This is a genomic window from Erysipelatoclostridium sp. MSK.23.31, assembly GCF_019125875.1.
Taxonomy (GTDB): Bacteria; Bacillota_I; Bacilli_A; order Erysipelotrichales; family Coprobacillaceae; genus Thomasclavelia; species Thomasclavelia ramosa.
In genome coordinates this window covers 1-353 of the sequence record NZ_JAHOCB010000138.1, presented here as the reverse complement: position 1 = coordinate 353, position 353 = coordinate 1, and the positions used below count along the sequence as shown (strand labels likewise).

Genomic DNA, 353 nt, shown 5'->3' with positions numbered 1-353 from the left:
TAAACATCAAATGTGATTCTAAATCATTTTCAGACCATTCAATAATCTTAAAATTATATACATCAGCATTTTTTCCATAAACAACTTTTTTTTAAGTTACTAAGATGCTTTTCTGCACCTTTTAGTGTTTTAAAAACTTTTGGTTTTTGCTTATTAAAGTAACTGCTTGGATAAAGATAACACCCATCCATATCACTGTATGTTCCTGGATAAATTTCAGTATTATATTTAATTACATACATTTTCATTCCACCTCTATTCCTAACTATCTTCTAAAACACTTAAGATTGAACGCACGTAACCATATGCTCTCTCACGTTCCTTCTGTTCTTCTCTTGTATATCTGTCATAAG

Annotated in this window: 1 protein-coding gene; it reads right to left on the bottom strand. The window is 29.2% G+C overall.

Annotation, left to right across the window (positions count from 1 at the left end; genetic code table 11):
• Positions 1 to 62: 62 nt before the first annotated feature.
• On the bottom strand, positions 63 to 242 hold the full coding sequence (locus KSU54_RS18675) for a hypothetical protein (protein WP_008792923.1): 180 nt from the start codon (positions 240 to 242) through the stop codon (positions 63 to 65).
• Positions 243 to 353 lie beyond the last annotated feature (111 nt).